This is a genomic window from Candidatus Villigracilis vicinus (assembly GCF_016702885.1).
Classification (GTDB): domain Bacteria; phylum Chloroflexota; class Anaerolineae; order Anaerolineales; family Villigracilaceae; genus Villigracilis; species Villigracilis vicinus.
The window spans coordinates 20,388-44,757 of sequence record NZ_JADJDD010000006.1 but is presented as its reverse complement, the minus strand read 5'-3'; the positions used below and the strand labels follow the sequence as shown (position 1 = coordinate 44,757).

Here is a 24,370-nt window from a genome sequence, read left to right as displayed (position 1 = left end):
ATAAAAAGGAGCTAAGTATCTGACACTAAACCTATCAGTTTTTCAGCCTGTCGTTTTCTTGAGTATTGGATGACAGCCGAATTGCGGCGTTCTTCACCTACAGGTAGGTGCCGTTCCAAACCATTCGCTTTACCATCTACCAACTCATGAATTCTTTGAGCAAGAGTGTCCACATTTTCGCCAAAAGACTCTCCACGCCCGGTTGCATTGAGTACTGTACTTGCAGACATGTCTGAGCCGATCCCTACAGAAAGAATGGGAGGACCTGCAAATAAGTATTCAAATAATTTTCCAGTTAGGATTCCCTGCACATGGTCAGACTTGAATTCCAGAAAGAGTAACGCATCCGCATCTCGCTGAAAATGAAGCACCTGCTGACGGGGAAGAAATCCTCCATATTGAACATAATCAACAATATTCATTTCTTTCGCCAATGTTCGCATATCGGCATTGTTTCCATAAAAAATTATCTGCAATCGATCAGGTGAAAGATGCCCGGCTTCATGCAGGCGTGCAATAGCTTGAAACAATGCTGAGGGGTCCTGTTTGTCTGCATAGACCGAACCGGTATATATAATGCGAAAGACCCCATCTTGCGGAAATGACCTCTCCTTTGGGAGATTTTCATAATCTTCAGGGTCAAAACCATTGTAGATCACAGAAACCTTACTGCCGTACTTGCGCTCCAACACAAGCGCCAGGGGGTCTGATACTGTTGTAATGAAATCAGCCACAGTCATCCAGGAGCGTTCGTTTCTCTTTTCGAAGATCGTGAACGGCCACATTCCAGGGTATAGGTGATTCTCTGTCCACAGATCACGCCAATCTGCGATCCATAATTTCGCGATCCCGGCTTTTCGCAATTTATACGCCACACGATGAACCGTATATGGCCATGCTGAACTTATGACCAAATCCCACCGTTCGTTTGCGACGGCTTGAAATGCCGGTTCCACCCATAGGTCAGTCAGGTCGGGCATCCTGCAAGCATTGAGCACTCCATATTTCGTTTGGAACCATTGGATCAATTTATTTATGACGCCCACCGCAAACGCCCTCAATTTTGCCTTGGGCATATTTTTTGAATCTGTATATTTTTCGGCGTTTTTTTTTCCCAGTGAACCGCGCAGCAAATTGAAGAAAGGCATTTCTACTTCACGAACTGCAAACCCTGTGTACGGATAGACTGTGTTTGTGGGGTGATCATGTTTTCGTGTTGTTAACACAGTGACATCATGCCCAGCACGCGACCAATACTTCGCCCAGGAATACGGGCGCAGCGAGGCAACAGAATTTTGCGGCGGAAAATAGGTGGCGATGATCAGGATCTTCATGAAATAGAGCTTCAGGTTAGCGAGTCGGTTCGATCAAGGACAACCAGCGGCAAAAATTAAGCAAACGCCAATATTGCAGTTGAAACGGTAATACACCAGCGATAACTTTCTGTAGGAGATTACCCTGTCGAATATCCGTCAATACATTTGACGGGGTATGTTTATTCTGCCAGATTCTTCTTGCCCGGTATATTGCAGTTAAATCTCTTTGAGTGATGGGATAGGCAGGAATCTCCAGACCACTAAGAAACTGACTGCGACAAAAATAACCTTAGAGAAGAAAACAGATAAAACCAACGATTCAGATATAAACATAATCGAAACTATTGTAATCAAGATGAAAAATGCTAACAAAACCATAAATCTTTTCCAATTCACAGTTACTGGGTGTAGTTGTTGGGTATAATACATATAGCTGCCTGTAAGAAATAAATAAGAAATTAACTTAGCACTCGCAGAACCAGTAGCACCATAAGTTGGAATAAGCAACCAATTAAGAACAAAATTTAATCCTGCTGTAATCCAAGCAAGTCGCCCAAACAAGTATGTTTTCTTCTCAAGTGAAATTCCGATACCTGTTACCTGTTGCGTAGATTGAACAACAATACCAATACAAAGTATCGCAAGAGGTAACCCGCTGCGAAGATATTCGTCCGGCATCAAAAGGTTAATAATTTCTCCTGAAAATAACGCCATACCTCCGCCAAAAAGCAACATAACATATATCAACAACAAGAGTACATCTCCATATATGGTGCTGTATTCTTGAGGATGGTCGGCTTTTACTTTAAAGGCTAGAGGGCTCGATGCTTTCCCAAAAGCAGCTGACACAAACATCACAAAAGAGGCGAAGCGAAATGCAACTGAATAAATCCCAACCTCTTCCACAGAAGTCATTGTAGCAAGCATCCAACGATCTATCGATCCAAACAACCAAAATGCAAACCCAGCATAGATATAAGGATAACCAGTGAGAACCAGCTGTTTCATCCACTGATAATCTATGCTGGCAGGTTTAAAATCGGTGCGAATCATCCAAAGGGATAAAGGTACAGTCAACATCAATACAATAGTTTGAGCAAGTAACAAACCATCAATACCCATACTTAATCTCACCACAGCTATCAAACCAATGAATGTTGACACAACCCTTGTTATAATAGCTAATAAGAAAAAACGCCATGGGGCAAAATGCAATCGCAAAACATCTAAAATATACTGTGACCACTGAGAAAACGCCATGAAAAGCAAGGCGGCAACCAATGAAACCCAAGTAATTGGTAATTCTAAAATTTTTATCTTTGGCAAAATAAAAGGGATGACCGCAAGTCCTATCCCAATTGCTAGAAATCCAAAACATGTTTGAGCAACCAAACCGGAAGTCACAATTACAGGTTTGGTTACATTTGTTGTATTTACATCCCAATAATAAATAGATACAGCATTATTTAGTCCGAAATTAATGAAAAGTCCCAATAGCCCAGTTATTGTAATAATTAAATCCAAAACACCGAATGCCTTAGGAGATAATGCGGCAGCAAGAAGCGGGAAAGTAAAAAACGACAACATCTTTGTAAGAAGGTCCGCCCCACCATAAACTACACTGTCTGTAAAAATTTGCCGAAAAAATCTTAAGTTCATAAATTAGCTTCCAGTATAAAAATTTTGTCCCAAAAGAAGGGCTAATAACCAAAAATCGATATTAAGCATGAATACCCAAGCAACAAGAGTAGTACATATACGACAATACCCTCTGAAATCAAAATTAAACATACATAGACACAATAAATTCGAGGATCTTTTTGGGAATTATTTATATTGCCTCAAACCATTTACCATAGCGTAAACGCACTACTAATTTTTCATACCAAACAGTTGTTGCATTTATCATAATAATTTCGTGATTCTTTACTCTTGAAAACATCCTTGCCTGCCCTTTTTAGTACCTTAACAAAATAAGAGTTATAAGCTTCTGGTGAAAAGTGATCAAGCCAGAAAGAGTATGATAAATCAGCAAGGGTTTCCATTTCTTCCTGATTTGAAAGTAATTTATCAAGAATTTGTGCTAATTTCTCAGCATCATCAGGAAATTGAATTGACGGACAATCATTGTACCCATGAAGATCCAAAACATTCCCGCCAATCACTACGCAACCAGAAGCAAAGCCTTCAGTTGCAAGTCTAAGCAGTACTGCCCCAGGTTGATCAATCAAGATCGTTGTACGTTTCAATACCTGAAGAACCTCTTCGTGAGGCATGCCAGTAAGCAATAAAAACTCAAAATCCTTTCGGCAGGTTTCCAAAATTTGAATTGCCTTTATTACTATTGAAGTCCCCTTAATAGATGGATCAGATGGGGCATGAAGGATTAATTTCTTTTCTAATGACAAACCAACAGTTCTTGGCAAAGGCATCTGAATGTATGGTCTTTCGACCAATGGATAGTATTGAAAAGTTGCATGATCCCGTGTAGAAAGCACGATTGCAGTTAATTCAGAAAAGCATTGCTTATACAGCTTAATTGCCAAATCAACAGGTGAAGATTTCGCACCAAACCACTGGGAAACACCAAAAGAACGATGGATAGCATGTTGAAGTGGGCGATATCTCACGTCGCTTCCACAGTGTCTGACAATAAGTTTTTTTCTAGCTGCCTTGATGAGTAAATAATCCAAGTTAAGAGGCAAATAGGATACTGTCCAATTAAAGAAAAATATATCAATTTTTAGAAGCATTTTCAAAAAGACAATAAAACGGATCGCCCGCTTACCCGATCTTATTAAGAAATGGTCGGAAGAACACCAAACACCAAAACGGATATTATGCACCCAAGGGGAAAAACCATCTTCTTTATATAATGGATTCTCAATAAATTCATGAACATACACCTTGTAAATTCTGGACTCTGCCAACACGGCGGAAATATTTCTCATATTATTAGAAGTTTCCACCCCGGCTAACAATAAGGTTTCATTCTCACCAACAACTTTACTTTTCATCTGTCTAAAAATTAATACAAAGGGAAGCAATATTAAGAATACGATGATACCGATGAATGCATTTATAGAAATTGATAATACATACTTTAAGGATGAAAAATATTTATGCATTAAATAAAACCTACTTAACTATCTCTGCAATACGAGATTCCAAACGTTCTCGTACTGCCTGTTCAGAGTGAAACTCTGAAACCCATTGCCAGCCTTGTGCCCCTAGTCTCTTTGTCTCTTCAGGATTATCAAATAAAAATCGTAAATGAGAGGCTATTTCATCAGGGGTAAATGCCACTAAAAAGGGATGCCACGAAAAACTTTCAAACATCAGGTTATCTGGAACAAATGTAATCACTGGACAAGAACAAGAAAGTGCTTCCACTGAAACAGAACCGTACCATCCTGCGCCAAAATCATCTAACACCACTTGCGACACGGAATAAATGTTCAACATTTCAGATCGTGTTAATCCCGAGATGTTATCTCCCTTAACATAAATGATGTTGTCATTAAGATTTAGTTGATTTGCTAGTTCCTTGGCTGCGTCGAGATCATCAGAAGCTGTCCTATCAGGAATAATTAATTTCACTCGAGAGCGCTGTTGGGGTATTAATTCATTAAGGAATAACTGAAGGGCATAAAAAATCTTCTCAGACGCTTTCCATTGACCTGTTATTTTATGGATTTCCGTATTACGAAGCATCATTCTAGACGGAACAAAAATGTTGAAATTTAATTCTTGGATTCCCCATCGTTTGAACGAATATTCAGCAGAATTTTCGTTTCTTTTAAAGACGTCCATGTCCACTGCCAACCTAAAAATATCTTCGATAAAATCATACCTCTTTAGCCGATTCAAAGCATGTTTATATGGTAGAGCTGTAATGGGAGCAGATATAAAAGAAGCTTTTCTAACAGCTATTCTGTATAGTCGCTGGTTAAGATAATAATTAAGCTTAGATCGAAAATTATCCATAAGATTTCCAACCCGCGGCAAAGATCTAATAATCTTAAATTCACTGTAGGTAAGTGTTGGAAAGACAGTAATATCGCTCCCAGTAACACGAAATATGGTTTTCGTTTTTACCCAAGGAAGAAGCACTACTTCTGGCCCGGAAAAAACACATAGATCATATTGGCTTAATATTTTAATATATTTCAACTCTTTGCGGCTACGTATCCAACCTAAACCAAGACTCAACAAAATGAGATGCTTAACAGGAATACTTTCCATTAATTTAATCCATTGAGGATAGTTTCCTTTAAGTTCCGGTTTATCAGATTCTGGAAGCTCAGTGTTTGGTGTAAATTGATTGACAACTGCATATAAATGGCAGACAATTTTCGAAGAGGATTGTAAGGATTGAGCCTCTCGGAAAAAGTTATTTGCAATATTACCAATAAGTGCGACTTTTATTTTCTCTTTATTCATAGTGTTTGTTTCCTAAAGTTGCCAAAATCTCGTACACTCCAATTTGCCCTTTGTAATCGCCCTTAAAAAAAGGATTAGGTGTTGGTGTAGATGGATCGATATGAATGCAACCCTCCCCAGAACTATTTATTGCTGAAAAGCCCAGTTTTTGAAGTTCCCCCTCTAAAACGCTCGGCTCAATAATCAAATTCATTCCAGGCTCAAAAACATTCTCGCGGTCATAACGCAGGGTGTCAGTGAAGGTTCGTGCGGCTATCGCTTTGGGGTCGAAGTCATCTGCCTTGTTATGCTCCTCTTGCCAGAGAAACATATACCAACCGAGCCCATTGGCATTAACATATAACGTTCCACCTAGTTTTAGCACCCGCGTTAGTTCCATCAGCGATTTACGCCAGGGCGTCAAAAATACAACGCCATAACAGAAGATGGCGTCAAAACTATCATCAGCGTAGGGCAATTCATCGATACCGCTCAGACGGAAATCGAGATTGGGAACGGCGAGTTCCCGCGCCAGGTTACCAAGAAAATCCACACGCAGTGGCGAAATATCGCAAGCACTGACTTTCTGATTCATGCCCGCAAGCGCAAGCGACCATTGCCCAAAACCACAGCCGGCATCCAATACATGCTCATGCCCTGCAAAGCCGATAGCCCGAAGGCGTTCTGTGTATTTATTTAGTCCTTCACCATAAATTCTCTGCAAGAACATCTCGTCGTTATGACCAATACTTTGCCGGCTCATAGATTGCACCTTGGCCAGCGCGGTTTTAAGGTTTAGAGTCATATTTTCCATGCAGTCCATTCTTTCCCATTGATCTCGATCATCAATTTTTTTACCCTCAATGCAATTCCACCGAGTCGGAATTAATCATTTTTTGCCATCATCAACAACTCCAACAACCTGTTGCGAGTACCATAACCTTCATAGCGGTGTTTGATCAATTCATCGGGTTTTTGGTGTAAAGGACGGGTGCGCTCGTAGCGATCAAGATTCTCTGTATTAAGGAAGATATGAATGGGGTGAAAATCGAAAACTTTAAGCCCAGAAAACCTGATAAAACTGCTCAGACGCTTCTCTAATCCGTACATACAATGAACATCATCTTCCCAATTGTATGGAACTCGAACCAGATTATTCCATAACAACCACGGCTTAAGTTCTATATGCGTTTGGGCGGGAATGAAATGGTTTACTTCATGAGTTAATCTACTTTAAATAATTCAAGAATACCTGAATTTTGTGTCATAGAATGACTACGCGCAGATACTGCCTCAGGCACAATAGCATACATTCGGTCAATTACTTCACGGCAATTTTTTCCATTACGAATATCACCCTCAAGCAGAAAATTGAAATTTGGATGAAGTCCCAACTCAAATTTTGAATTCGCGTAATCGACTTAACAAGGGTGTTTCATGGGTCACAAACCATGTGGCAGCTATATTTGCCTCTTCGACAAGATCAATGGTGTCGTTGAGCACGTCATCATGTGCCCAATCAATATCAAACGTCAAGAAAATCTTGTCTTTCCAAGATAATTCTTCATTTACTACAATGGAAGAAATGTTCTTAAAATTTTTCATCGTTCTATCATTCAATCATTCTAGCTGGAGTTCCCCAAGCCTTCCTGCCCGACGGAATATCTCGATTAACAAAACTGTTTGCGCCAATTATGCAGCCATCCCCAATTGATATTCCTTTGCTGATGATCGTATTTGGCCCAATATAACAATTACTCCCAATTCGAACCGGCGCTCGATCTGGCTGCTCCCCCCCCCCACTAATTGCCCATTTTACTGTATCATGAGTATAAATCTGTACACCAGCACTAATAGAGCAATAATTCCCTATTTCAAGACCACCTGATCCATCCAATACTGTAAAAGGTCCAATCCAGGTATGCATACCTACTTTTACATCACCTAATACAACGGCGCTATCATATATACTCGTTCCCTCACCAAAACCAAGTAATTGGGACTTCTTCCAACGGTCAACAATGTAGTCTGCAAAAGGAAGACTACGGTTTAAACGATCACGCACATCATATTGTTGTTGCAAAAACAACTTTTGAAGCTCCTCAAGAAGTTCATCTATGCGATCATTCTTTTTCTGATCACCAGCTTTTTTCTGGGAATTAAATTTATTTTTCATATTGATCCATCATGAAAATAAAGTATCTTCCATCCACTGATTAACATTTAATAATGACCAGACCAACAATCGGCGATTGTTTTTTCCGCTAAGATGTTCAAGTACCAATTCTTCAACCGTGTGACGGTCTAACACCTCATAAATACGAGGTTGTCCAATCAGAAGAGCGCGTTCAACAAAGTTGATGCTTTCGCCCTTAAACCAACTTGCATCAGGAGATGAAAAACCCTGTTTCTCGGCTTTCGCAATATCTGCAGGTAAGTAATGAGACATCATATCCCTCATTAATTGTTTACCATCGTTATTTTTTTTGAAGTATTTATCCTGCTTGCTCCCCAGCTCATTTTCATTAATTCGAATAACATCCGCCAGGTTATTCAACTTTAAATTTACCGGGCACTGCATGGCAAAATCAACCAAATCATTATCCATAAATGGGACACGACTTTCCAATCCATGAGCCATTGAGAGCTTATCTTCCACTACGAACAAGCCATGAAGGAAGGTTTTAGCTTCGAAATAAAGGGAGTGATTGATGTAATCTTCGGGTTTCTCAAGTTTATTGTCGTTTAAAGAAAAAACATCTCGAAAGATATCCCGTGTCCAAACCTTATTTACATCACCCCACACTGGCGCAAACATTGCCTTTAATTCGGTATTATTAACTAGACGCTGCCAATAAAGGTAGTATTGATCTATATATTGTTCAAAGTCTTGGCTTCCTGCAGCCCTGTAGTATCGCCAAGGATAACCACCAAACAATTCATCACCGCCGCTGCCAGACAGCACCACTTTAACAAACTTGCTCGTAAGTTTTGCAGCGTAGTAATTTGGATAACTCTGACCGACTCGTGGTTCCTCCAGATGCCAGGCAAGTGCAGGCAGACAACGTTCCATATCACCTGCCTTCAAAACCATCTCATAATGCTCAGTCTTAAATCGAGCAGACATTGCTTCCGCTTTGGCACGTTCATCGTACCCAAATTCCATACCAGATGCAGTTGTAAGGTCAAAACCGATAGTAAAACTTTTAAGTTTCGGCAAAGATTGCGAGGCAATGGCAGTGATAGAACCACTATCCATTCCCCCACTAAGATAGGCACCTAGTTCAACATCACTAACAAGCTGTCGGTTGACAGCTTGACGAAAAAGACGATCCAGTTCTTCAAGATATTCTTCATAGCGAGCAGGTTTTTCAGACTCACGAAAATTGTAGTCCCAGTATTGGGTTCGTTGTTGATGTCCGGATACAAAATCAAAAGTGAGAAAATACCCGGGCGGTAGAAGTGTAACATCTTGAAGCAGAGTTTGATCGGTAAAAATATTCTGGAAGGTAAAGTATTCGAGCAAAGCGGGTTTGTTTAGAACACGCTCAAACTGAGGCAATGCTAAAATTGCCTTTTGCTCCGAGCCGAAGGCAAAACGTGTACCCTGCTGTGCGTAATAAAGCGGCTTGACACCATATCGATCCCTAGCCAAAAGCAAGGTGTGTTCTTTACGATCCCACAGTGCAAGAGCAAACATTCCATTAAACCGAACCAAGGCTTTTGGTCCCCATTCAGCTAACGCATTTAATACCACTTCGCTATCAGAATGTGAACGAAACCAATATCCACATTCTTCTAATTCTGCACGCAATTCTTTGAAATTATACATCTCCCCGTTATAGACCATGACATACCGATGATCAATGCTAATCATCGGCTGCTCGGCATCTGAAGAAAGATCTATAATAGCCAATCTACGATGCCCAAATCCTACATTACCCTCAATCCACTGTCCTTCACCATCTGGACCACGATGTGCAATTGCATCTGTCATTTTTTTAACAACAGATTTATCTACAGGAGCACCATTAGTATTTATAATACCTGCTATTCCACACATCGAATATCACCTCAATTCATTTCGAATAACCTAACAACCGTCAAAAAATCTTATCAAACCTGTGGAATATAGCTCTTCAACCGCTCAATCACATAATCTTGTTCATCTTCAGACATTTGAGCATACAAAGGCAGAGTAATAGTCAAATGATCTGCCAGATATGCATTAGGAAAATCTGATGGTGAAATAGAATATTTTTCTTTGTAATATCCCAACATATGAACAGCATGGGTACCAGGGCGGGTAGCAATAACAGATGACTCCAAATTATCCATCAAAGCATTCCGACTATTTGATAACCGCTCAACGTTTTCAAGAGATGGTTCTTCAGGTCGGAACAAGCAAACATATGATTGATAACCATGTTGATACCCTTTAGGTGTCATTGGTGTACGCAACCACTTCAAATCTGACAATTCCCTGTCATATCGACTTGCAATCCGTGACCGTTGTTCAAGAATCCATTTTAAACGATGCATTTGCGCCGCACCAATAGCACCTTGAAAATCGGTCATTCGATAGTTATAACCAACAACATTAAACTCAGGCAAAAGGTAACTTCGTGAGCCAAGGTGCCTTGCCAAATCACTTTTTGATGCGCCGTGATCTCGTAAGGAGCGTATTTTTTCAGCAAGTTCAGTTGAATTTGTGACCACCATCCCACCCTCACCTGTTGTAATCGCTTTACGAGGATGAAAGCTAAAACAGCCAATATCAGCCAATGTACCCGCATGGTGCCCCTGATACCAAGCCCCGGTAGCACAGGCATCATCCTCCACAACAAATAGATGGTATTTTTTGCAATATCCATACTCGGATGCATTGGGGCACTTACCCCAAATAAACTTACTGGCATAATAACTTTCGTAAGCGGTGTAATGGCAGCCTCGATCTTAGACACATCAATATTAAATGTATCTAATTCAATATCGACAAATACAGGTTGAGCGCCAAGCATTTCTACTACATTTGCAGTCGCGACCCAAGTAAATGGAGGAATTATCACTTCATCTCCTGGCTGCACATCCAATGCGATTAAAGCTAAGTGTAAAGCCGTAGTACAAGATGTTGTAGCTAATGCATATGAAGTCCGCGTATACTCTGCAAAAAGACCTTCAAATTCATTTACTTTTGACCTTGCACCACCCAACTAGTTTCTAAAGGTTCTTGGATTGCTTTTTTTCTTCTTCTCCAAAAAGGTTTTGAAATAGGTATTTTCATAAGGAATTTTGCTACCTAAATTTATAATTGGGCTTTCATTTTCCTAGAAGTCTCAACTGCGAGTCAACTTATCTTTCGCTTACGCCATTGAACAACCTGACGCAAACCATCTAGTAGATCTGTATCTGCCTTGAACCAATCATTTCGGCTTTTTCAGTGCTGCCAATTCGATGCGTAACGAAACTTTGTGCCTGCGGCTTGTATTCAGGCTTCAAGTCCGAACCGGATAGTTCCAACAACATATCCACTAGTTCATTGATGGTGGTACCCACTCCCATACCGATATTGAAGAACTCGTCCGCGCATTCTGCTTTCATACCAAGAACATTAGCTTTCGCCACATCCTTCACATAAATAAAATCGTACATCTGCGAACCGTCACCAAAGATCACGGGCGGCTTTCCGGCAAGGATATTATCCATGGCCTTCATAATCACACTAACATAAGTACCTTCGTAATCCATACGTTCACCATAAATGTTCATATAACGAAAACCGATATATGGAAGTTTGTATTGTTCATATATGGAACGAAACATTTGCTCATTTGCAATCTTGGTCGCACCATAAGTTGTGCGATTATTGAAGGGATGCTCTTCGGTCATGGGCGTAATAAGCGCATTGCCATACACTGAAGCCGAAGAGGAATAAACAACACGCTTCACTCCTAGGTCATGGCAGGCTTCAACCACATTCCATGTTCCCATCACATTTGTTTCCGGCACTGCGTGGATCATTGACGCATTCGCCCAGCCACAGTGACGCAAGCAGGAACACGCCGTCAATGCCCTGCATGGCTTGGCGCAGAGCATCATTGTCGGTGATGGAACCTTCTATAATTCTAACTTTAGGAGATTTAGCAGCGAGATCCAAATTATTACGGGAACCGCGCACAAAGTTATCAAAAATTACGATCTCTTTCACCGGTTCGTTAATCAATTCATCAACGATATGCGAGCCCACCAAACCTGCCCCGCCGATAAGCATGATAGATTTATTTTTTATATCCATGAAAATACAGACTACAACCTTTCGCAAGCAAAAATAGATTTCGTTTTAACGATAATTTACAAGAAAAAAAGATTCTATCATGGGCATCCTGCCCCACTTTGACAAGAATCCGCTCTCCAATATTGTCAGACGTCGAATATCATATCCCCCGGCCTCTTTTTTTTTCAAGCACGCCAATTTATATAAATCATACAGGCTGCAGCAGAATCTACAAGAAAACGCTTCGATCTTTCGAACATTTTACTTCTGATTCAACGCAACCTCTCGATTGGGCTTATAGCCAACACATTCAACTCATTTCCATTGAAAAGCATGCAAATAGTTTACCATAACCAAAATTTTACAGATCATGGTCACAGCATTTAATGACAATGCCGCATTAAGCGGTATTTAGCGGGTCAAGTGCCAGCTTGAGGGTAGTTTTCCAACCGGGTAGATGCAAATCAAAAGTCTTTTCGAATTTTGAGCAATCCAGAGCCGAAAAAAGCGGACGTTGCGCCGGGGTTGGGAAATCGGCGGTGACGGCTGGCACTATTTCCTTTGTAACTTGCTCTTGCTTATTCGGATCCGCCTCCAAAATGGACTGCGCCCACTCGAAGCGGCTGGTGTGCCCTGCCCCTGCCAGATGATAAAGACCAGCCCGTTCGTGCAGGTACCCGCTCCCCCGTCGAAGAAGAAGCGCCGTGGTCTCCGCCAGCATCCGCGCCCAGGTAGGGCTGCCAACCTGGTCAGACACGATCTGTAGCGTTTCCTGTTTGCGAGACCATGCCAGCACCTTATTGACAAACCCATCTCCGCGCAGGCTGTAAACCCAACTTGTGCGCAAGATGACGTGCCCGCCTCCAACCTGAGCGATAGCCTGTTCGCCTGCCAATTTGCTTCGACCGTACACATTGAGCGGATTCGTGGCATCCTCTTCCTTGTACGGTGAACCCATCATCCCATCAAAAACATAATCGGTGGAAAAATGGATCAACACAGCCTTGAGCGCACGCGCCTCTTCTGCCATCACACCGGGTGCTTTGGCGTTAACGGTCATAGCCGCATCCGGCTCGGATTCGGCTTTATCCACGGCGGTATAGGCTGCCGTATTTACAATGACCTGCGGCTTGATCTGTCGAATATGATCGGCAAGTCCATCCGGGCGGGTCAGATCAACGTCCTTGGAGCCCAACACAACCACTTCACCCAGGGGAGCCAGCGTGCGCTGCGCTTCCCAACCTAATTGACCGGTCTTGCCAAACAAAAGGATCTTCATAAATCGATATTTTTTGTGTTTTTGGTATCCGCCGCAAGGCGGGAAAGATAATTTCCATAGCCGGTGTTGGCAAGTTTTTCAGCCAGACCTTTGAGCTGCTCACGGTCAATAAACCCTTTGTAATAAGCGATCTCTTCGGGCGACGAGATCATCAGCCCTTGTCGTTCTTCGATGGTCTGCACAAAATTGGATGCCTGCAAAAGAGACTCGTGTGTTCCGGCATCCAGCCACGCCACGCCGCGCCCCAACGGAATGACCTGCAACTCCCCCATTTCCAGATAGATGCGGTTCAAGTCTGTGATCTCGATCTCACCGCGGGCAGAAGGTTTGAGCGCCTTTGCAAATTTTGATACGCGCTCATCGTAAAAATATAATCCGGGAACCGCATAATTCGAGCGGGGCTGTTTTGGTTTTTCTTCCAGGCTTACGGCTTTGCCAGCCGAATCAAATTCGATCACCCCGTAACGCTCCGGGTCTTGAACGGAATAAGCAAAGACCAGCGCGCCCTTCTTTAGTTCAGCTGCGCGTTGAATATGATCTGACAAGCCATGCCCAAAGAAGATATTGTCACCGAGGATCAGGCATGCTGATTCACCCGCAAGAAAATCTTCGCCAATAATGAATGCATCTGCCAGCCCGCGCGGCTCTGCCTGCTCGGCGTAGGAGAATTTCATGCCCCAGTGAGCACCATCGCCCAACAATCGTTGGAAGCCGGGCAGGTCTTCAGGAGAACTGATCACTAAAATTTCACGAATCCCTGCCAACATTAGCATGGATAAGGGGTAATAGATCATCGGCTTATCGTACACCGGCAACATTTGCTTGCTCACCGCCAATGTCAATGGATACAAACGTGTGCCGCGCCCACCCGCCAGAATAATTCCCTTCATTTCTCTGCGCTCCTCTTCAAGTTAACGTGACTTGTAGTTCGCATCCAACCAGCCTTTATATTCCTGCCGCTGACGGACGGCACTCACCCACTCTGGGTGCGCCAGATACCACTGCACTGTATCCAGCAAACCTTCGGTCAGGGTGTGCCGCGGGCGCCAACCGAGTTCGGTGCTGATCTTGTGAGTATCCATGTCGTAGCGACAGTCATGCCCGGGGCGATCTTTCACGAATTGGATCAGGTTTCGGTGCGGGGTAAACTCCGACCCGGCATTAACTTCGTCGAGAATATCGCAAATGGTCTCTACAATGGTCAGGTTGGCAGGTTGGTTCTCACCGCCAATATTATAAGTTGAGCCAGTCTTTCCCTTCGCAAGTACAAGGTAGATCGCCTCGCAATGATCTTCCACATGCAGCCAGTCGCGGATCTGCTGACCGTCACCATATACCGGCAGGGGTTTCCCCTCCAGTGCATTTAGGATCGTCAATGGGATCAATTTTTCAGGGAATTGATATGGACCGTAGTTATTGGAACAATTCGTAATGGTGTATGGCAAACCATAGGTATGCCCATACGAACGAACAAGGTGGTCGCTGGACGCCTTTGAGGCGGCATATGGAGAATTGGGCGCATACGGGGTTTCTTCCGTCCATGCGGGCTCGCCGGGCGCAAGTGACCCAAAGACTTCATCTGTGGAAACATGGTGAAAACGAACATCATCCAGCGCATGAGCTTTGTCGCGAATCCAATAATTTCGCGCAGCATCCAATAGGGTAAAGGTACCCATCACATTCGTCTCAATGAACTGACGGGGTCCCAAAATGGAACGGTCTACATGCGATTCTGCAGCGAAATGTACAATGGTATCGATCTGATACTCACGCAATACCGCGTCGATCTGCTCACTGTCGCATATATTGCCTTGCACAAAACGGTAGCGCGGGTCATTTGCAATATCTTGCAGGCTATCCAAATTACCAGCGTAGGTCAGTGAATCCAGATTAATAAGACGGACATCCGTTTCGGTGCGTAGAAAATAGTGAATGAAGTTCGAGCCAATGAACCCTGCCCCACCAGTGACCAATACATTTTTCATCAAAAAGTGATTTCCTTGGGGAATGTTTTTACTTAATCAAAAAGTTCTGCTTCTGCCAGGGGTTTTCCGTTGACATCTTTTGAGGAAAGAATCGGGGCTTCGTTATTATACAGAGGCCAATTAATGCCGAGTTTTGGGTCATTCCATTGAATGCTGCGTTCCCATTCTGGCGCGTAATAATCAGTGACCTTGTAAACAACCTCGGCATATGCACTCATGACATAAAAGCCATGGGCAAACCCGGCAGGCAGCCATAATTGTTGGCGATTTTCAGCAGAAAGGATTATACCAACCCACTCCCCAAAGGTCGGTGAATTGCGGCGGATATCTAAAGCAATGTCAAATATCTCTCCGGCGATCACCCGCACCAACTTCCCCTGTGCCTGACGGATCTGGTAATGCAGCCCGCGCAGGACGCCTCTTTGAGAACGAGATTGGTTTTCCTGAACAAAATTCTGCGGGATGCCCCCGGTAGAGAAGCGGTCAACTCGGTAGGTTTCCATAAAATAACCGCGCGGGTCTTCATAGACTTTAGGTTTAATGAGTATGACATCGGGGATCTTAGTGGGCAGGAACTCCATGGTCTGACGGGCTCTCCAGTTTTCAAAATTCTATTGCAATTCCTTATTATATCTGCAATCAAAGCGGATCATGTAAGAGCGGCAAGGGTAATCGCATCTGATAAAATTAAAGAAAAAACTTCTGGAGAAAACGTTTATGACCACGATTCGAAATGATGTATTTAAATTGGGCGATGCTTTCGCCACTCTTATTGGTGATGAAGTACAGGTTGGGCAGGCTGCGCCGGAATTTACCAGTGTTGTGCCCGGATGGGCTTCAGTGAATCCGCTTCAGGAATCCAAGGGCAAGGTGATCATCCTTTCTGCGGTTCCCTCACTGGATACGGATGTCTGTGACCGCGAAACCCGCCGTTTCAATGAAGAAGCCGCCAAACTGAGCGATGACATCGTCATCTACACCATCAGCACGGATTTCCCCATGGCACAGAAGCGCTGGTGCGGCGCCGCCGGTGTGGATAAGGTCAAGGTGGTTTCGGATGTGCTTGACGGTGAATTTGGCATCAAGTACGGCATTCTGATTAAGGAACGCCGCTACCTGCGCCGCTCGGTCTTCATTGTAGGACGTGATGGCAAACTGACCTATGTCAACTACCTGCCGACCCTTGGCAATGAGCCGGATTACAACGAAGTGATCGAAGCCGCGAAGAAAGCTCTCGGCTAGTAAAGTGTTTGGGCGGCAGCATCAAGCCCACGCCTTGGAAAGAGCGAAAGCCGTCCCGTCTTGGGGACGGCTTTTTTCATCCTGATGATAAAATCCAAATCTATGAATAAAAAATCGATCATTGTTATTGGCGCAGGCATGTCCGGGCTCGCTGCCGCACATGAATTGAATAAAGCCGGTTGGAATGTGACCGTGCTGGAAGCGCGTGAGCGTGTGGGCGGGCGTGTTCACACTGCGAGGGCGTTCTCAAGCGGATTGATCGCTGAGGGCGGCGCGGAGTATATCAACGAGAGCCAGTTTCGGATGATCGCGCTGGCAAAGGAATTTGACCTGCGTTTGGGTAACGTTGGCACCTGGCAAAACCAGAGCGGGGATTGGGCGGCGCTTGAAGGCAAGACTGGTCTAATGGAAGATAAAGCCCTATGGGGCACGGATCTCAGCGAAGAATACAAGCAGGTTTGGGTGGCTTTGGCTGAACTCGGCAAACAGGTTTCAGACCCTGCGAATCCCATTGCCGCCATCAACGCCAGGGAGCTTGATGCTCAAAATGCGCAGAGTTGGATCGAAAGTTTACAGGTACACCCGCTGGCAAAGACACTGTTCGCGAATCATATTCGCGCAGAGTACACCTGCGAACCGAAAGATTTTTCACTCCTTGACCTGGCTCGCAATGGAGCGCTTTATTACAGCGACCCGGACGCCGCAGACCCGGCTTTCCGTGTGATCGGCGGCAATGACCAAATTCCAAATGCGATCGCCAGCCGGCTGCCCGATTTGCGTTTGAATGCGGTTGTCAGTTCGGTCAAGGTTCAAGCAGAGGAAGTGGTCGTCACATACAAGCAAGCGGATTCATTCCATACCATCCGCGCGGCGTATGCGATCCTCGCCATACCGTTGACGACCGCAAGGCAGATCGACTTTGACGGAAGTCTGCCCACAGCCCATCATGCCATGTTGAATGGACTTTCCTACGGCTCGGTGACCAAGGTAATGATCGAATACCGCAGACGCTTCTGGCATGAACGCGGCTGGAACGGGCGGGTGAACACGGATCTCCCGATCATATATACCTGGGATGCAACAAGCCACCTGGAAGGTGAACGCGGCATCCTGACTGCCTATACAGGCGGGGAACCCGGCGCGGCACTCACCCGATTATCTGATACAGAGCGTATTCAGACCGCGGTTTCAGCAATCGACAGGATATTTCCCGGTTTTTCCGATCTGATCGAAAATACCCAAACCATTGCCTGGGGCAACGAAATATTTACACGGGGTTCTTATATGGCGTATGCTCCCAATCAAGTGACTGCCCACTGGCAAGCACTCTTCTCCCCTGCCGGGCGTTTATATTTTGCCGGGGAACACGCCACGATCTATCAAGGCTTCATGGAAGGCGCAGTAGAGAGCGGTCAACGTGTGGCAAGAAATATCATAGAAAAAGGACAGTAAATGAGCGAAGCAAGAAGGAATTTTGTAGAGGGCGTCCGTGCTGAAGTGCCCCTCTTGATCGGCGTGTTCCCCTTCGGGATGATCTATGGCGCGCTGGCGGTCAATGCCGGGCTGTCGAATGTGGCGGCGCAAATGATGTCATCGATTGTATTTGCGGGGTCGGCGCAATTCATCACGACCCAATTAGCCGGAGAAGGTGCGCCTGCGTTCGTCATGATCCTGACCATAGCCGTTGTTAACCTGCGGCACATGCTATATAGCGCATCGCTTGCCCCCTACCTGAAAGACCTGTCACTCAAATGGAAGGTGATCCTTTCCTATTTCCTCACCGATGAAGCCTACGCCCCCTCCATTTTGAATTACGAAAAAGAAGGTCTGCAAACACACAAACACTGGTTCCTGCTCGGTGCAGGGTTTTCCCTGTGGTTCAACTGGCAGGTAAGCACGGCGATCGGCATTTTTCTTGGCGCGGCGATCCCTGAAAGTTGGTCGCTGGATTTTGCCCTGCCGCTCACCTTCATCGCCATGGTAGTTCCCGTCTTAAAAAAACAGCCGATGGTCGCTGCCGCATTGAGTGCAGGCATCACAGCACTGCTCGCGTATAGCCTGCCGTTCAAACTGGGCTTAATCCTTGCCGCATTGGTTGGCATTGCAGTGGGCACAATATTGGAAAGTGGAATTTCTACAAAGGGGGCAAAATGAATATCTGGCTGGTTATGATCATCGGCGGGCTGATCACCTTCGGGATGCGCTTCTCGCTGATCTATTTGTTCGGCAAATTCGAGTTCCCGGAGACGATGCGTAAAGCCTTACATTACGTCCCACCTGCCGTGCTCTCTGCCATTATTTTCCCCGAACTCTTCATACGAAATGGCGCGTTCGATGTTTCACTCACCAACACACGCCTGTTGGCGGGCGGCATTGCCATTATCACAGCCTGGCTTTCGCGGAATACACTGGTCACCATCCTGGTTGGGATGGCAGCATTATTTCTACTAAAATGGCTGGGACTATAAAAAGACCAGATAGACCTGATTCCCCCCCGCTTCCTTTGCGCGTGCCACTGCCTGGCGCGCGCTTTGGATGATGGGCTCCACTTCGGTTGTGGATGTGATCCGCATGATGGATGCAACACCCGCGCTGACCTTTACATTCAAAGGCGGCTCATTTGGGACCTCGATACGGGTGCCCCGTACCCCGGCGATAACTCTCCCTGCCACCTTTTCCGCATCCGCGCCGATCACACCGGGTAGCGCAATCACGAACTCGTCCCCGGTCCATCGTCCGATGCAATCGTAAGGGCGGCTCTTGTCTCGAATGGACTGGGCCACCACCTCGAGTACATCATCCCCCGTTTTTGCGCCGAATTTATCGTTGATCAATTTAAAATTATCGATATCCAATGCGATCAAGCTCATTGGCATGGATGCGCGGCGTGACCGTTCCAATTCTCCGGCTGCCTGGCGCAAGAACCCGGCGCGATTAATAAAACCGGTCAAAGAATCAAACGCCGCCTGGCTTTCAACTTGTTGATTTGCCTCAGTTAACCGGGTAGTTAACGAAATAATCCGCTCTGCGATCTCGATGCGGTTTTTCAAATCCTCAGCAGTATAAGGGCGTATTAAATAATCATCGCCTTTGGGAATCAACACTCCATCCGGGATCTTGGAGGAGATGATCAAAATATAAACCGGTTCCACTGTCTGCATCGTACGAATACGCTGGATCAACTGCGCCTGACTCAAGTCTGTATTATCCTGATCAGCGATCAGGAACTGAATGCCGCCGCCTTCAAATGCCTGCCATGCTTGTGCGCTTGAGGCAATAGGCGTCACTGTATTGTCATCTCCATTGACCGCCTTTTGAATGACTGTCATTTCCCTTGGGTCTGTTTCCAGTACAAGAATATTCATGGATGCACCTTTCCCCCATTATAGCAGGGTGCATTCACACAATTTGTGGATTTTTCGGCTGAACGGATTTTGACATGAAAAGCCGCAAAAGTTGACAATTCCCCGTGCCCGTAGTAATATTTGCCCCGCTTTGACCACGCCGAGGTAGCTCAGTGGCAGAGCAGGGGACTCATAAGCCCTTGGTCGGGAGTTCAAATCTCCCCCTCGGCACTAACAAAAAAACCCGCAAATTGCGGGTTTTTTTCTTTACCTGTAGCGAAAGACGGCTTACTCTGCCACCCGGTTTTTTCGGATCACATCGGCATACCACTCGCCCGAATCCTTGAGCGTGCGCTTCTGGGTGGCATAGTCGGTGTAAGCGAGACCGAAACGTTTGGAAAAACCATGCCCCCATTCGAAGTTATCCATCAGGGACCAGACCATGTAGCCGCGGACGTCTACGCCGTCCAGCATGGCAAGGCGGGTTTGGATGAAGTGGTTCTTGAGGTATTCGATGCGGCGCGGGTCATGGACTTTGCCATCAGCGCTGACCTCATCTTTGAATGCCACGCCGTTCTCGGTGATGATGATGGGCGGCAGGTTGTATTCGCTGTTGATCTTGACCAACATACGCCTCAATGCCGGTGCGCAAACTTCCCAGCCCATTTCGGTGTATTCTGAGCCCTCGATCTTTTCCGCTTTTCCTTTTGCAGTGAGCACATTGCGTGAATAGTAGTTGATGCCAACATAATCCATCTTTTGTGCGATCAATGCCATGTCACCGTCCTGGATCTTTGGCATGTCTTTTCCAATCATGTCATACACGGCGGGAGGATAATGCCCCTTGAAGAGCGGGTCGAGGAACAAGGTTTCGTTTTCGTCCCAAAATTTATTAGCAGCTGCCAAATCTTCGGCGGAGTCTGAGGCGGGTTCTGACATCCATAAGTTAAGCACAATACCCGCCTTCGCATCCGGTTTGATGGCGCGGATGGTTTGCATCCCCAGTCCATGCGCCAGCATGAGATGATGCGCCACCTGATACGCCATGCGTCGATCCTTGAAGCCGGGCGCGTGTTCGCCTGTGAGAAAACCGATGAAGGTGATGACACTTGGTTCATTGAAGGTCGTCCAATATTTGACGCGGTCGCCGAGACGCTTGACCATCAGCGCGGTGTAATCGGCGAAGGCATGGGCAGTGTTGCGATTCTCCCAGCCGCCTTCATCTTGCAAAGCTTGAGGCAGATCCCAGTGATAGAGTGTGAGCAGCGGCTCGATGTTAGCAGCACACAGACGGTCTACGAGTCGGTCGTAAAAATCCAAGCCTTTGGGGTTGATACGTCCGCGACCGTTGGGCAAGACACGACTCCACGCTGTGGAGAAGCGATAAGCCTTGAGACCAATTTGGCGCATTAGGTCAATGTCTTCTTCATAACGGTGGTAATGATCGCAGGCGATATCGGCAGTGTTGCCATCGTTGATCTTGCCGGGGGTATGACTGAAACGATCCCAGATCGATTCGCCTTTGCCGTCTTCGTTCCATGCACCTTCTACTTGATAGGCAGCAGAAGCCGCGCCCCAAAGAAAGTTATGTGGGAATTTGTAGGTTGTCATTTGAATGCAGAATATAGAATGCAGAATGATGAATTAGATTCATCATTCTGCATTCTGAGCTTATCGCTTGAACTTCTTGCCAGTGGCGAGCTCCACGCTCTTGTACGCACCGTCGTAGATGCCGATGCTCTTGTTCTTGACGATGCAATCGCAGAACATGGTGAGCAGGTCATCGTAGTCGGTCAGCATGTCGATGGCTTGCAGGGTCTGTGGAATGGTGCGGACTTCAACGGTGCTGTCACCGATCTCTGCACCGCGGATGGCGCCCCACATTTCATGCCCACCGACGCGGGCATTGAAAATCTTGGGCACGGGGTAGAAGGCGAGTTCACTGGGTTTGGTGATCATCACGTCCACCACGCGCATGAGGTAGTTGGTGGCATAGACGGCATGGAAGGTGTTGTCATGCAGGAAGACGTGCAAACCATGCGCAGGCTTCTTGCGGATGCTGTCGGTGAATTCGCGGGTATCTTCCCAGGTAAAGTGGGTTTGAATAAGGTCTTTGTATTCTTTGAGCTCACCCTGCAGCCATTCCCAGTTGTTCTTGTGGTCTCCAAGGTTGACGAAGAGAGTGATCTTGTCTTGCTTGACGAGCGGAATGACATGTTCCACGATGGCTTTGAAGAGTTCGCGCTGTGCGCCTGCCCCACCCATCGTCAACAGGAAGCGGCGAGGTTCTTTCGCTTTCATGCGGCGCATGCGATCATCACAATCCGCTTCGATGTTCTCAACCAGTTCGTGATCCACGTGGTGACCGGTGAAGAAGAGCGCATCAGATGGAGTCGGTTTGAGAATTTTGCCTTTGTCGTCGAAGCCGCGCATCACGCGGAAGCCGTAATAGCCGGAAGGCGATTGAACTGCATGCTTGGCGCCTTCGGTGAGTTGGAACGCCATGGGCCAGTTATCAAACATCATGTCCACGACGTTGGTCATGCCGCCAGCGACGGCGCCCATGCAGTTCCACATGTGCGAAGTGAGGATGGGCATGTCAGAAGGAAGCGCGCCGTAGAGATTATTGAAGAGCTCGCTCATTTTGAAGTCTTTAACTTCGGTCTTGAGGAAGCGCCAGGGCCAGGTGCTGGTCATGTAATTGAAGAGCTGATCCAAGCCGGGCAGGGAGGGTTCGCCAGTAGTGAGCGATTCCCAGACGTATTTGTCAAACCAGGGATAACGCTGTGAGATGCGCGAGTATTTGCTGTAATTGGTATTGCACCAGTTGATCACGTCTGTGCTGATGCCGGGGATGCCAAGCAGGTCGAGCCAATAGGGAGTGAAGCCCATTGCTTTGGCAGCAGAGACGCCCGCCATGGCGATGCGATAGTGACCAAAGCCCATGCGGATGGTGCTGACGATCACGCCGTTCTTTTTGTCCACGGGCTGCCCACTGCCATTGCGGACGATATTCTTGAGACCAAAAATCTCAGTACCATAGGGGTGGTCTTCCACGGTGAGATTAAATTTTTCATTTGGGTCGTAATTGAATTTCCTGGCGAGCATGTCTTTCCATGCATCGGCAGCACGAGTCTGCCTTTCTGTAATGGGGTTGCCGTACACTTCGTAGCGGCCATTCTTCTTTTGCAGCATGACGCTTTCTCCTAAATGAAGTTTATTTACAGGTACTTTTTGAAACCGCCAGCCGATTGGGCTGGCGGTTCTATCTTTTGAATTATCCTTTGACGCCGCTTCCCGCTACGCTTTCTACAAAGAAACGCTGACCGAGGATGAAGACGATCAACGGCGGGACGATGGCAATCGCCGCACCCGCAAGGATGAGATTGGGCGTGTCTGAGGCACGTCCGCGCAGCACGTTGAGGGCGAGGGTGAGGACGTGATTCTTCTCATTACCAACGTTGATGATGACCAGCGGCCAGATGAACGAGTTCCAGGCGTAGAGAAAAGTAAAGGTCGCTTGCGTGGCAAGAGCGGGGACCGAGGCGGGGATGATGATGTCTTTGAGAATCGCAAAGCGTGAGGCACCATCCAGCAATGCGGCTTCTTCGATCTCCTTGGGGAAGGTGATGAAATGCTGACGCATGAGGAAGGTTCCGTAGGCGGTGAATATCCACGGGATGATAAGCGAGGCGAGGCGGTCAGTCCAGCCGATGAGCACCATCAGTTGATAAAGCGGCACGATAAGCATCACGAAAGGAATCATGATGGTGCCAAGATAAAAGACGAAGACCGTATCACGCCCGGGGAATTTGAGGCGTGCAAAAGCATAACCGCCAAAGACCGAAGTAACCAGCTGCCCGAGCACCACCAAGACTGTGACCAATGTGGTGTTGGTAAGGGCACGCCCAAGGTTGTTCAATTCGATGACTTCCTTATAGTTTTCAGGATGCCAACTAATATCTTCAACCGGCTCGCTCAAGCGCACATTTTGGAAGATCGGTTCAGACTCAGGATTTTGCGGGTCAATGAACTCTCCAACGGTGGTCTGCTCGACGAGGATCATCGGGACGACCTGTCCATCCACTTCGACGTCAAAGAGTTTGACCTCTTCCCCATTGACGGTGACCTTTTGTTGATTCATCACGCCGCCAGTTGGCTTGACCTCGCTGATAAAACGCTCAACGGTATTGGTCAGGTCGTCAGCGGGTGCATAGATGCCAACTTTGATATTGCTTTTGGAAAGTGCATATTCCTTGCGGACACCATCCACTTCCACAAAGTAAAGCGGAAGCGGCTCTGCATATCCTTCCACCTGGATCGTAACGGGGTCACGCGGCAACATACGCGGCGGGTAACGGAAGGTATCTGCGGGGATCTTGAAGGAGGTGGAAAGCATGTAGAAGAACGGGAACAACATGACGATCGCGAAGAATGTCAGCACGAAGTACACGCCGAAGTTGCTCAGGAAACGAACGAAACGATAGGATTTCATGTTCATGTTGGTC

22 protein-coding genes, 1 tRNA gene and 1 pseudogene are annotated in these 24,370 nt (G+C 46.1%); 5 read left to right on the top strand and 19 right to left on the bottom strand.

Annotated features, from left to right (window positions below):
• Positions 1-11: 11 nt before the first annotated feature.
• The 15 genes and pseudogenes from IPG80_RS06280 to rfbC form a co-directional block, all read right to left on the bottom strand.
• Positions 12-1,334, bottom strand: coding sequence for a glycosyltransferase (locus tag IPG80_RS06280; RefSeq protein ID WP_345103968.1), 1,323 nt, complete (start codon positions 1,332-1,334; stop codon positions 12-14).
• Positions 1,335-1,532: 198 nt separating this feature from the next.
• Entirely contained in the window at positions 1,533-2,975 is a 1,443-nt protein-coding gene (locus IPG80_RS06275) for an oligosaccharide flippase family protein (RefSeq protein ID WP_345103965.1), read from the bottom strand.
• 221 nt (positions 2,976-3,196) lie between these two features.
• The gene (locus tag IPG80_RS06270; protein ID WP_345103962.1) at positions 3,197-4,444 is read right to left on the bottom strand and encodes a hypothetical protein; all 1,248 of its coding nucleotides are present in this window, start codon (positions 4,442-4,444) and stop codon (positions 3,197-3,199) included.
• Positions 4,445-4,454: 10 nt separating this feature from the next.
• On the bottom strand, positions 4,455-5,759 hold the full coding sequence (locus IPG80_RS06265; RefSeq protein ID WP_345103959.1) for a glycosyltransferase: 1,305 nt from the start codon (positions 5,757-5,759) through the stop codon (positions 4,455-4,457).
• Entirely contained in the window at positions 5,752-6,552 is an 801-nt protein-coding gene (locus IPG80_RS06260) for a class I SAM-dependent methyltransferase (RefSeq protein ID WP_345103956.1), read from the bottom strand. Before IPG80_RS06260 ends, IPG80_RS06265 begins: the two co-directional genes overlap by 8 nt.
• A gap of 581 nt (positions 6,553-7,133) precedes the next feature.
• Positions 7,134-7,343 (bottom strand): hypothetical protein, encoded by a 210-nt coding sequence (locus IPG80_RS06255; RefSeq protein WP_345103953.1) that lies wholly within the window; start codon positions 7,341-7,343, stop codon positions 7,134-7,136.
• A 7-nt stretch (positions 7,344-7,350) separates the two neighbouring features.
• Positions 7,351-7,857 carry an acyltransferase gene (locus IPG80_RS06250; protein WP_345104382.1) on the bottom strand — a complete coding sequence of 169 codons (507 nt, stop codon included), beginning with the start codon at positions 7,855-7,857 and terminating at the stop codon, positions 7,351-7,353.
• 66 nt (positions 7,858-7,923) lie between these two features.
• Positions 7,924-9,801 (bottom strand): asparagine synthase (glutamine-hydrolyzing), encoded by a 1,878-nt coding sequence (gene asnB / locus IPG80_RS06245; RefSeq protein WP_345103950.1) that lies wholly within the window; start codon positions 9,799-9,801, stop codon positions 7,924-7,926.
• Positions 9,802-9,854: 53 nt separating this feature from the next.
• A pseudogene (locus IPG80_RS06240) lies at positions 9,855-10,951 on the bottom strand (DegT/DnrJ/EryC1/StrS family aminotransferase).
• Positions 10,952-11,132: 181 nt separating this feature from the next.
• Positions 11,133-11,759, bottom strand: coding sequence for an NAD-dependent epimerase/dehydratase family protein (locus tag IPG80_RS06235; RefSeq protein WP_345103948.1), 627 nt, complete (start codon positions 11,757-11,759; stop codon positions 11,133-11,135).
• Positions 11,707-12,033, bottom strand: coding sequence for an NAD-dependent epimerase/dehydratase family protein (locus IPG80_RS06230; protein WP_345103946.1), 327 nt, complete (start codon positions 12,031-12,033; stop codon positions 11,707-11,709). The genes IPG80_RS06235 and IPG80_RS06230 overlap by 53 nt, the downstream gene beginning before the upstream one ends.
• Before the next feature lie 379 nt (positions 12,034-12,412).
• The gene (rfbD, locus tag IPG80_RS06225; RefSeq protein WP_345103943.1) at positions 12,413-13,291 is read right to left on the bottom strand and encodes a dTDP-4-dehydrorhamnose reductase; all 879 of its coding nucleotides are present in this window, start codon (positions 13,289-13,291) and stop codon (positions 12,413-12,415) included.
• Positions 13,288-14,181, bottom strand: coding sequence for a glucose-1-phosphate thymidylyltransferase RfbA (gene rfbA, locus IPG80_RS06220; RefSeq protein WP_345103940.1), 894 nt, complete (start codon positions 14,179-14,181; stop codon positions 13,288-13,290). Before rfbA ends, rfbD begins: the two co-directional genes overlap by 4 nt.
• Before the next feature lie 21 nt (positions 14,182-14,202).
• Positions 14,203-15,276 carry a dTDP-glucose 4,6-dehydratase gene (gene rfbB, locus IPG80_RS06215; protein ID WP_345103937.1) on the bottom strand — a complete coding sequence of 358 codons (1,074 nt, stop codon included), beginning with the start codon at positions 15,274-15,276 and terminating at the stop codon, positions 14,203-14,205.
• A 32-nt stretch (positions 15,277-15,308) separates the two neighbouring features.
• Positions 15,309-15,857 (bottom strand): dTDP-4-dehydrorhamnose 3,5-epimerase, encoded by a 549-nt coding sequence (rfbC, locus tag IPG80_RS06210; protein WP_345103934.1) that lies wholly within the window; start codon positions 15,855-15,857, stop codon positions 15,309-15,311.
• 136 nt (positions 15,858-15,993) lie between these two features.
• Between rfbC and tpx the strand changes: the two genes are divergently transcribed.
• The 4 genes from tpx (at position 15,994) to IPG80_RS06190 (ending at position 18,986) form a co-directional block, all read left to right on the top strand.
• The gene (gene tpx, locus IPG80_RS06205) at positions 15,994-16,518 is read left to right on the top strand and encodes a thiol peroxidase (protein WP_345103931.1); all 525 of its coding nucleotides are present in this window, start codon (positions 15,994-15,996) and stop codon (positions 16,516-16,518) included.
• Between the two features lie 102 nt (positions 16,519-16,620).
• On the top strand, positions 16,621-17,970 hold the full coding sequence (locus tag IPG80_RS06200; RefSeq protein ID WP_345103928.1) for a flavin monoamine oxidase family protein: 1,350 nt from the start codon (positions 16,621-16,623) through the stop codon (positions 17,968-17,970).
• Positions 17,971-18,672 (top strand): AzlC family ABC transporter permease, encoded by a 702-nt coding sequence (locus IPG80_RS06195; protein WP_345103925.1) that lies wholly within the window; start codon positions 17,971-17,973, stop codon positions 18,670-18,672.
• On the top strand, positions 18,669-18,986 hold the full coding sequence (locus tag IPG80_RS06190) for an AzlD domain-containing protein (protein WP_345103923.1): 318 nt from the start codon (positions 18,669-18,671) through the stop codon (positions 18,984-18,986). Before IPG80_RS06195 ends, IPG80_RS06190 begins: the two co-directional genes overlap by 4 nt.
• Here IPG80_RS06190 and IPG80_RS06185 read toward each other — a convergent pair.
• On the bottom strand, positions 18,981-19,883 hold the full coding sequence (locus IPG80_RS06185) for a diguanylate cyclase (protein ID WP_345103920.1): 903 nt from the start codon (positions 19,881-19,883) through the stop codon (positions 18,981-18,983). The two genes, IPG80_RS06190 and IPG80_RS06185, sit on opposite strands and share 6 nt — an antisense overlap.
• A 138-nt stretch (positions 19,884-20,021) precedes the next feature.
• Here IPG80_RS06185 and IPG80_RS06180 point away from each other — a divergent pair.
• A tRNA-Met gene (locus IPG80_RS06180) sits at positions 20,022-20,093 on the top strand.
• A gap of 57 nt (positions 20,094-20,150) precedes the next feature.
• Here IPG80_RS06180 and IPG80_RS06175 read toward each other — a convergent pair.
• The 3 genes from IPG80_RS06175 to IPG80_RS06165 all read right to left on the bottom strand — a co-directional run bounded on the left by IPG80_RS06175 (position 20,151) and on the right by IPG80_RS06165 (position 24,363).
• Positions 20,151-21,473 carry a GH1 family beta-glucosidase gene (locus IPG80_RS06175; protein WP_345103916.1) on the bottom strand — a complete coding sequence of 441 codons (1,323 nt, stop codon included), beginning with the start codon at positions 21,471-21,473 and terminating at the stop codon, positions 20,151-20,153.
• A 60-nt stretch (positions 21,474-21,533) separates the two neighbouring features.
• Positions 21,534-23,057: a hypothetical protein gene (locus IPG80_RS06170; RefSeq protein WP_345103913.1), complete on the bottom strand. Its 1,524-nt coding sequence runs from the start codon at positions 23,055-23,057 to the stop codon at positions 21,534-21,536.
• 82 nt (positions 23,058-23,139) lie between these two features.
• Complete coding sequence (locus tag IPG80_RS06165; protein WP_345103910.1) at positions 23,140-24,363, bottom strand: carbohydrate ABC transporter permease; 1,224 nt, start codon at positions 24,361-24,363, stop codon at positions 23,140-23,142.
• Positions 24,364-24,370: the final 7 nt, after the last annotated feature.

What these genes read in the sequence shown, in the direction of transcription:
- IPG80_RS06165 (WP_345103910.1), bottom strand. Translation starts at nt 24,363, where the DNA reads ATGAACATGAAATCCTATCGTTTCGTTCGTTTCCTGAGCAACTTCGGC.
- IPG80_RS06235 (WP_345103948.1), bottom strand. Translation starts at nt 11,759, where the DNA reads ATGATCCACGCAGTGCCGGAAACAAATGTGATGGGAACATGGAATGTG.
- IPG80_RS06175 (WP_345103916.1), bottom strand. Translation starts at nt 21,473, where the DNA reads ATGACAACCTACAAATTCCCACATAACTTTCTTTGGGGCGCGGCTTCT.
- asnB (WP_345103950.1), bottom strand. Translation starts at nt 9,801, where the DNA reads ATGTGTGGAATAGCAGGTATTATAAATACTAATGGTGCTCCTGTAGAT.
- IPG80_RS06170 (WP_345103913.1), bottom strand. Translation starts at nt 23,057, where the DNA reads ATGCTGCAAAAGAAGAATGGCCGCTACGAAGTGTACGGCAACCCCATT.
- IPG80_RS06230 (WP_345103946.1), bottom strand. Translation starts at nt 12,033, where the DNA reads ATGGATATAAAAAATAAATCTATCATGCTTATCGGCGGGGCAGGTTTG.
- rfbB (WP_345103937.1), bottom strand. Translation starts at nt 15,276, where the DNA reads ATGAAAAATGTATTGGTCACTGGTGGGGCAGGGTTCATTGGCTCGAAC.
- IPG80_RS06255 (WP_345103953.1), bottom strand. Translation starts at nt 7,343, where the DNA reads ATGAAAAATTTTAAGAACATTTCTTCCATTGTAGTAAATGAAGAATTA.
- rfbD (WP_345103943.1), bottom strand. Translation starts at nt 13,291, where the DNA reads ATGAAGATCCTTTTGTTTGGCAAGACCGGTCAATTAGGTTGGGAAGCG.
- IPG80_RS06270 (WP_345103962.1), bottom strand. Translation starts at nt 4,444, where the DNA reads ATGCATAAATATTTTTCATCCTTAAAGTATGTATTATCAATTTCTATA.
- IPG80_RS06265 (WP_345103959.1), bottom strand. Translation starts at nt 5,759, where the DNA reads ATGAATAAAGAGAAAATAAAAGTCGCACTTATTGGTAATATTGCAAAT.
- rfbC (WP_345103934.1), bottom strand. Translation starts at nt 15,857, where the DNA reads ATGGAGTTCCTGCCCACTAAGATCCCCGATGTCATACTCATTAAACCT.
- IPG80_RS06190 (WP_345103923.1), top strand. Translation starts at nt 18,669, where the DNA reads ATGAATATCTGGCTGGTTATGATCATCGGCGGGCTGATCACCTTCGGG.
- IPG80_RS06260 (WP_345103956.1), bottom strand. Translation starts at nt 6,552, where the DNA reads ATGGAAAATATGACTCTAAACCTTAAAACCGCGCTGGCCAAGGTGCAA.
- IPG80_RS06200 (WP_345103928.1), top strand. Translation starts at nt 16,621, where the DNA reads ATGAATAAAAAATCGATCATTGTTATTGGCGCAGGCATGTCCGGGCTC.
- rfbA (WP_345103940.1), bottom strand. Translation starts at nt 14,181, where the DNA reads ATGAAGGGAATTATTCTGGCGGGTGGGCGCGGCACACGTTTGTATCCA.
- IPG80_RS06195 (WP_345103925.1), top strand. Translation starts at nt 17,971, where the DNA reads ATGAGCGAAGCAAGAAGGAATTTTGTAGAGGGCGTCCGTGCTGAAGTG.
- tpx (WP_345103931.1), top strand. Translation starts at nt 15,994, where the DNA reads ATGACCACGATTCGAAATGATGTATTTAAATTGGGCGATGCTTTCGCC.
- IPG80_RS06185 (WP_345103920.1), bottom strand. Translation starts at nt 19,883, where the DNA reads ATGAATATTCTTGTACTGGAAACAGACCCAAGGGAAATGACAGTCATT.
- IPG80_RS06280 (WP_345103968.1), bottom strand. Translation starts at nt 1,334, where the DNA reads ATGAAGATCCTGATCATCGCCACCTATTTTCCGCCGCAAAATTCTGTT.
- IPG80_RS06275 (WP_345103965.1), bottom strand. Translation starts at nt 2,975, where the DNA reads ATGAACTTAAGATTTTTTCGGCAAATTTTTACAGACAGTGTAGTTTAT.